Raw genomic sequence first — 6,289 nt, 5'->3', positions numbered from 1 at the left:
AGCCAGCGCTCACCTGGTCGATGCGCAAAACGAGCTTGCTGGCCGGAAGCCCGGTTGAGGGCAGGACGACCGTGAATGGCTCGAGGATTTCCAGCCGCGCGCGGGCGGAAGCGGCATCGTCGGCGGCCTGTGCGCGCCTGCGTTCGGCAAGACGTGCATTTTCGCCTGACGTGTTTTCGCTGCGGTTCTTCTGTCCATCGAGCAGGATGCGCGGCATGTCGCCTTTGGCGCGTTTCCTGTGACCCGCGCCGTCCTTGCGCGCCTTGCGCTCGGCGGTGGCCTGGGCACTGCGCGCGGCGTCGGTGACACGCCGCTCGGCGTCAGCCAGATAGTGGCGGGCGGCGGCGAGTGCCACCGCCTTGCGCTCGTGGTAATGGCTCCAGTTGCCGCCATAACGCGTGGCGCCCAGCGAGGTCAGCTCGACGATGGCGTCCATAGTGTCGAGCAGTTCGCGGTCGTGGCTGACGACGATCGCACCGGCGCGCCAGTTGGCCAACAGCTCAACCACCGCGGCACGGCCTTCGCGGTCGAGATTGTTTGTCGGTTCGTCGAGCAGGATGAAATCGGGTTCGCTGAAGATCAACGCGGCAAGCGCAGCACGGGTGCGCTGCCCACCTGAAAGCGTGGCCAACAGCACTCCGGCAGGCAAATCGAGGCCGAGCCGGGCGAGGGCGGACGCGATGCGCGTTTCCAGCGTCCAGTCGGCTATGGCGAGATCATCGAGATCGGCCTGGCCGGCTTCGGCGCGGCGCAGCAGCGCCAGAGCGTCGCTGACACCGAACAGGTCGGCAACCGTTTCATTGGCGGCAGGCTGGACCGATTGGCGCAGGAAGTCCACGCTGCCGCTGACCGATAGGGTGCCGCCTTGCTGTGGCAGGTTGCCCGAGATCAGCTTGAGAAGTGTCGACTTGCCGATGCCGTTGCGCCCGACAAGACCGGTGCGGCCTGTGTCGAAGCTGATGTCGAGACCGGAAAAAAGCGTCCGGCCGTCAGGCGTGGACCAGGTGAGATTGGAAAGTGAAATGAAAGCAGGCATGGATATCCCCGATGGCAAAACGGTTTGACGTTGCTGTCGGGTAGAAATCCATTGCTGCACACATCCTGTAGGAATTGATGACGGCTTCGAGATAAGCTCAATGGCGGCTGTGTTCAAGGCGGTTTTCGCAACGATTCTGCGATGAATCTGCGGCAAAAGTGGAAGGTTGGCATGGAAACCAAGCAATATCTCGGCGGATGCCTGTGCGGCAGCATCAGGTTCAGGGCAACGGGTGTGCCGGCCAATCCCCACAGTTGCTCGTGCACATATTGCCAGAGGCACTCGGGTGCTCCGACGCTGTGCTGGGTCGAGTTCCCAAGGGACGCGGTCGAATGGGTTGGCGAAGGCGGAGCGCCGGCACTCTATCGCTCGTCGGATTATTCGAGCCGTTCGTTTTGTCCGCGCTGCGGCAGCACGCTGGGGGCGATCGACGATGCGCCAACCGTCGCACTGGTGACCGGAAGCTTCGATGCCGGGGACGATGCGGAATTGCGCCCGCTGTCGCACTCGTTCGAAGATGGCTGTCCGAACTGGTGGAAGATCGACGTCGGGTGAGGTCCGCGTCCACAGTGGACGCACAGCGCCTTGGGTGTATCGTATGGGACCAGCCGAACAGAGTTCTTTGTTGCATACCGTTTGAAGCTGCCAAGTGGGCGCGAAATCAGGGAGGAACAGGACATGGCTTCAGTATCGATACATCCGGCGCTCGACGGCGGGGTCAAGCCCGGCAGCGCCAGTTTCACCGGCGGCACGCTGGTCTGCGCCTGCACCGACAGGCCGGTGAAAGTGGCGATCAAGGGGCAGGTCGCGCACAACCATGCCTGCGGCTGCACCAAGTGCTGGAAGCCAGCGGGTGCCAAGTTTTCGGTCGTGGCCGTCACAGCGCACGAAAACGTCACGGTGCTGGAAAACGGCGACAAGCTTGCCGTGGTCGATCCTTCTGCTCTCATTCTGCGCCATGCCTGCAAGGGGTGCGGCGTGCACATGTATGGCCCGGTCGAGCGCGACCATGCTTTCAAGGGCCTCGACTTCATTCATCCCGAGCGCTTCCAGGAAGCGGGCTGGGCGGAACCCGGCTTTGCCGCTTTCGTGTCGTCGATCATCGAGGCTGGTGTCGATCCCTCCGCGATGGACGGCGTGCGCGCCCGGCTGCGCGAACTTGGCCTTGAGCCTTATGACTGCCTGTCGCCTGCCTTGATGGACTACATCGCCACCTGGGTGGCGAAGAAGTCGGGCGTGCTCAAGTCCTGATGCCAAGACTTAGGGCGTTGCTAGCTCCTAAGACCTATGCCCCCGCCTGCATCAAATCATGGCGATCCGTGCTAGGGTGCCGGCGGGAGAAACGGCGGCAACGCCTGATGCGCCCGCACGCCTCCTCAATCGAGGGAGGTCAGCATGGCATATTATGTTTTTCTGACGAATTTCACCGATCAAGGCGTTAAGTCCGTACGGGAGACGACCAAGCGAGCCGATGCATTCAGAGCGATGGCCGAAAAGGGTGGCGCCAAGGTCCATACTCTGCTGTGGACACTCGGCAAGCATGACGTGGTGGCCATAGTCGAAGCGCCCGATGACCTGACGGCCACCGCACTCAGCTTGTCCATTTCATCGCTTGGCAATATCAAAACACAGACACTCAAAGCGTTCGACGCCGTAGACATGGGCAAGATCTTGGCCAAGATGGGCTGACTTCATTTCTCAATGCGGGGTGGAAGCCTATCTTAGTCTTTTGCCAGCCTCCTGCTTCTACCCCGTCAAAATCAATCATCGTTTGCTCTGGATGTTCAATGTCACGCCGACGCGGGCTTGCGCGAGGCGCGAAGTCGGCCATTGTGCTGCCAGGGGCCGCGGCATGAGAACCAAGTTTGAACGTTCAAGATCCAATGCCTAACTCGCGCCCGGATTCGGCGGCGTTCATCGCGGCCAACCTGTTGGTGGCGCCGGTTCTTTCGCTGCCGGAGATCAGGCTCTATACCGCCCATCCGGCGAGTGGATTGTGGCGGCTTGCCGGGAATGACAGCAACGACGAGGAGGGTAACGACCCGTCGGCGCCCTACTGGGCCTATCAATGGGCAGGGGGGCTCGTGCTCGCACGCCACATTCTCGACCGGCCAGAGATGGTGAAGGGACGGCGCGTTCTCGATCTCGGTGCCGGTTCCGGGCTTGTCGGCATCGCTGCTGCCAAGGCCGGCGCGCGTTCGGTGCTTGCGGCGGAGATCGACAGCAACGGCATTGCTGCGATCGGGCTCAATGCGGCGCTGAATGGCGTGGCCGTGACGGCGGTTGGCGACGACCTGACGGGCGGGCCGCCGCCCGAGGTCGACATCGTTTTGGTCGGCGACCTGTTTTACGCCCCTGATCTTGGCGAACGCGTAACGGCTTTCCTCGATCGTTGTGTGGCCGCAGGCATCGAGGTGCTGGTCGGCGATCCCGGACGGGCGCACCTGCCGCAAACGCGGCTACGGCTGGTGGCCGAATACGCGGTGGCGGATGTCGGCTCTGGCAATGCCGTGGCGAAAAAGCCGAGTACGGTTTTTGCGTTCGCGTAGGGCGCCCAGTTTTTCCCGCTACCGCTGCTGAGAGGACCACGATGGAACGGCTCCAACTTTTTGTTCGAGCGTCATCTTGTCCGAAAAGCGGTTCCCAACTTTCGTTGTCGTGCTCTATATCACGCCGGTGCCATCGACGCTGGCGCAGCCGACCTCGACATGTGAGCACAAGGCGCTGCCTGCCAAGGAGCCTTTATGGGCGGAATTCTCCACGGAGCCTGGCTCAACGACGCCCTGGTGTTCCTGTTCGCAGCAGGCGTGCTGGCACCGGTGCTCAGGCTATTGCGCGTTCCAGGCGTTCTGGCTTTCCTGCTTGCGGGGGTCTTGCTTGGGCCCTTCGGCATAGGGGCCCTGGCGCAGTACTGGCCGCTGCTTGCTCACCTGACCTTTTCGGACCCGAAGGTGGCGGAGCCCTTTGCGGAGTTCGGCGTGCTGTTTTTGCTGTTCCTGCTCGGCACCGAGCTGTCTTTTGAAAAGTTGAGGTCGCTGTTCGGGCTGGTGTTCGGGGCGGGCGGCCTGCAGGCGATTACCAGTGTGTTCGCCATCACGTTGGCCGTCATGCTGATGGGTGTGGAGCATCATGTTGCGCTGGCGGTCGGACTGGCACTGGCGCTGTCGTCGACGGCCGTGGTCATGCAGACGCTGATCGAGGAGAAGCGGGCGACGGGGCCGGTCGGGCGCGCGGCGCTTGCGGTGCTGCTGTTTCAAGACATGCTGGTGGCGCCGATCCTCATTCTGATCGGCTTTCTGGCGCAGGGGCCGGAAGCGAAGCTTTTTCCGGCTTTGCTGGAGGCGCTGGTCCAGGGCGGCATCGCTGTTGCGTTCATCCTGCTGTTTGGGCGTTTCGTGCTGAAAGATGCCTTCCGCCTCGCCGCGCGCGCCGGTGGCCGCGACTTCCTGATGGGATTGACGCTGCTGGTGATCGTTGGCGGCGCGGTGCTGACCGCTGCTGCGGGGCTTTCCATGGCGCTCGGCGCGTTCCTGGCCGGCCTGCTGCTCGGCGAGACAGAGTTCAAGCATCAAGCCGAAGTCGACCTGGAGCCCTTCAAAGGGTTGCTGCTCGGCCTGTTCTTCATGACGGTCGGCCTCAATCTCGACCTTGCCACGATCTGGGGTTCCTTGCCGATCGTGCTGGGTGGGATGGCTTTGCTGCTCGGTGCCAAGGCGGCGATCGCGGCCTTCGCGTTGCGCTCCTTCGGAGTGAAACCCGCGCAGGCCATCGAGACAGCGTTTCTGCTCGCGCCGGCGAGCGAATTCGCCTTCGTGGTGGTGACCACGGCGACGGCCAGCGCGGTGTTCGACGCTGCCACCGCGACATTGGTGGCTGGCATTGCCGGCTTGTCGATGCTGACGACTCCCATGATGGCGCGGATGGGGCGTGCGCTGGCCGCCCGCTACGAGGACAAGACGGTCGACGACACTGTGGCTGAATCCTATCCCGACCTTGGCGGCCATGTCGTGATCGCCGGTTTTGGCCGGGTCGGACGGACGATCGCGCGCATCCTCGATGCCGAAGAGGCCGATATCGTTGCGCTGGAGCGCAATCCCGAGATCGTCGTTCGCGAGCGCAAGGCCGGGCGCAAGGTCTATCTCGGCGACGGTGCGCGTCCGGAGATACTCAGCCATGCGGGCCTCGCCGGCGCTCGCATGCTCATTGTCACCGTCGACGATCCGAAGGACGCCGCGGCGATGGTCAAGGCAGCGCGGCAGTTGCGTGGTGACATACCGGTGCTGGCGCGGGCGCGCGACGCCGAACATGCCCGCGAACTCTACGATGCCGGCGCCGAATTTGTGATCCCGGATGCGATCGAGGCCGGGCTGCAACTGGCGGGCAGGGCGCTGTCTGCGTTCGGCTATTCCAGCGAGGTGCTGGAGGATCGCATCGCCAGCGAGCGCAGCATCGAATACCAGCGCGCCGGGGTGAAATAGGCCGGCGGCAAGCCCGGCCTGTGGCAGCATGTGTCAGTTTTTGCAGTGCAGCGGATTGACGACGGACGATTTACGGTTTACGACTGACGAAATTAGAAATTCGTCAGTCGTAAAATCGAGCGACCTGGATATGAACGACGTTGCTGATAGCCCCGTGGATCTGGCGCGACAGGAGACTGTCGGGCGCATCCTAGATTCGGCCGAGCGGCTGTTCAGGCACTACGGCTACACCAAGACCAATGTCGCCGACATCGCCCGCGACCTCGGCATGTCGCCGGCCAATATTTATCGCTTCTTCGCCTCCAAGGTCGAAATCCACCAGGCGATCTGTGGCCGCATGCTTGGCGCTGTCTACCAGATGGCCTGCCAGATCTTGCGCGCCGAAGGCAGTGCCACCGAGCGCCTGCGCGGCTTCATCTACGCCCAGCACAAGCTGACCGTCGAGACCATGCTCGACCAGGAAAAGGTGCATGAAATGGTCATCGTCGCGCTGGAGCGCGACTGGCACGTTATCGAAAAACACATCGACCGGCTGCACGACCTGATCGCGGAAGTCATCGCGGAGGGCATCGCCTCGGGCGAATTCTCCAAGCAGGATCCGCAGATCGCCGCGCGCTGCTTCGGTGCTGCAACGGTGACCCTGTGCCATCCCCAGATGGTGTCGCAGTGCGTCAACAAGCCGAACCGCGCGACCTTCGAGGAACTGACGGAATACGCCCTCAGGGCGCTGAAATAGCAAAGCGGCTGACGGGCCGGCATCCAGATCAACAGACAA

General features: G+C 62.8%; 7 protein-coding genes. 6 read left to right on the top strand and 1 reads right to left on the bottom strand.

From position 1 onward, the window contains the following. Positions 1–1,036 (bottom strand): ATP-binding cassette domain-containing protein (locus AC1DUU_RS02550; protein WP_476781845.1); only part of this gene is annotated, 1,036 nt, incomplete at its 3' end. Between the two features lie 171 nt (positions 1,037–1,207). Here AC1DUU_RS02550 and AC1DUU_RS02545 point away from each other — a divergent pair. The 6 genes from AC1DUU_RS02545 to AC1DUU_RS02520 all read left to right on the top strand — a co-directional run bounded on the left by AC1DUU_RS02545 (position 1,208) and on the right by AC1DUU_RS02520 (position 6,250). Beyond that, complete coding sequence (locus tag AC1DUU_RS02545) at positions 1,208–1,591, top strand: GFA family protein (protein ID WP_476781844.1); 384 nt, start codon at positions 1,208–1,210, stop codon at positions 1,589–1,591. 123 nt (positions 1,592–1,714) lie between these two features. Then, on the top strand, positions 1,715–2,287 hold the full coding sequence (gene gfa / locus AC1DUU_RS02540; protein ID WP_476781843.1) for an S-(hydroxymethyl)glutathione synthase: 573 nt from the start codon (positions 1,715–1,717) through the stop codon (positions 2,285–2,287). Between the two features lie 144 nt (positions 2,288–2,431). Next, on the top strand, positions 2,432–2,725 hold the full coding sequence (locus AC1DUU_RS02535; RefSeq protein WP_476781842.1) for a GYD domain-containing protein: 294 nt from the start codon (positions 2,432–2,434) through the stop codon (positions 2,723–2,725). A gap of 194 nt (positions 2,726–2,919) precedes the next feature. After that, positions 2,920–3,585, top strand: a complete 666-nt coding sequence (locus AC1DUU_RS02530) for a class I SAM-dependent methyltransferase (RefSeq protein WP_476781841.1) — start codon at positions 2,920–2,922, stop codon at positions 3,583–3,585. Between the two features lie 195 nt (positions 3,586–3,780). Beyond that, on the top strand, positions 3,781–5,514 hold the full coding sequence (locus AC1DUU_RS02525) for a cation:proton antiporter domain-containing protein (protein ID WP_476781840.1): 1,734 nt from the start codon (positions 3,781–3,783) through the stop codon (positions 5,512–5,514). A gap of 130 nt (positions 5,515–5,644) precedes the next feature. Next, positions 5,645–6,250, top strand: coding sequence for a TetR/AcrR family transcriptional regulator (locus AC1DUU_RS02520; protein WP_476781839.1), 606 nt, complete (start codon positions 5,645–5,647; stop codon positions 6,248–6,250). Positions 6,251–6,289: the final 39 nt, after the last annotated feature.

The organism is Aminobacter sp. P4_H6_2 (assembly GCF_056400805.1).
The sequence above is the reverse complement of the archived record's forward strand: the minus strand, read 5'-3'. Positions and strand labels throughout refer to the sequence as shown.

What these genes read in the sequence shown, in the direction of transcription:
- AC1DUU_RS02545 (WP_476781844.1), top strand. Translation starts at nt 1,208, where the DNA reads ATGGAAACCAAGCAATATCTCGGCGGATGCCTGTGCGGCAGCATCAGG.
- gfa (WP_476781843.1), top strand. Translation starts at nt 1,715, where the DNA reads ATGGCTTCAGTATCGATACATCCGGCGCTCGACGGCGGGGTCAAGCCC.
- AC1DUU_RS02535 (WP_476781842.1), top strand. Translation starts at nt 2,432, where the DNA reads ATGGCATATTATGTTTTTCTGACGAATTTCACCGATCAAGGCGTTAAG.
- AC1DUU_RS02530 (WP_476781841.1), top strand. Translation starts at nt 2,920, where the DNA reads ATGCCTAACTCGCGCCCGGATTCGGCGGCGTTCATCGCGGCCAACCTG.
- AC1DUU_RS02525 (WP_476781840.1), top strand. Translation starts at nt 3,781, where the DNA reads ATGGGCGGAATTCTCCACGGAGCCTGGCTCAACGACGCCCTGGTGTTC.
- AC1DUU_RS02520 (WP_476781839.1), top strand. Translation starts at nt 5,645, where the DNA reads ATGAACGACGTTGCTGATAGCCCCGTGGATCTGGCGCGACAGGAGACT.